Below are 350 nucleotides of genomic sequence, written 5' to 3' on the forward strand. Positions count from 1 at the left end.
CGACCGCGAAGCCGCGCCCCAGCTCGCCGGCGCGTGCGGCCTCGACCGCCGCGTTCAACGCCAGGATATTCGTCTGGAAGGCGATGCCGTCGATCACTGCGGTGATATCGGCGATGCGGCGCGAAGAAGCGTCGATCGCCGCCATGCGCTCGACCACCTGACCGACGACGGCGCCACCGCGCTCGGCCACGTTCGAGGCGGAGCCGGCCAGGACGTCAGCGCTGCGCGCGTGCTCGGCGTTCTGGCGCACCGTCGTGGTCAGGGCGGCCATCGAGGCGACGGTGGCGCGGATCGCGTCGGCCTGGCGGCCGGTGCGCAGCGACAGTTCGGCATTGCCCTGTGCGATCTGG

1 protein-coding gene is annotated in these 350 nt (G+C 72.3%); it reads right to left on the reverse strand.

Features of this window, described 5'->3' with window-relative positions:
- Positions 1 to 350 (reverse strand): methyl-accepting chemotaxis protein (locus KVT32_RS29225; RefSeq protein WP_254637075.1); only part of this gene is annotated, 350 nt, incomplete at both ends.

The sequence above is a fragment of the Achromobacter sp. GbtcB20 genome (assembly GCF_019091095.1).
GTDB lineage: Bacteria > Pseudomonadota > Gammaproteobacteria > Burkholderiales > Burkholderiaceae_B > Achromobacter > Achromobacter mucicolens.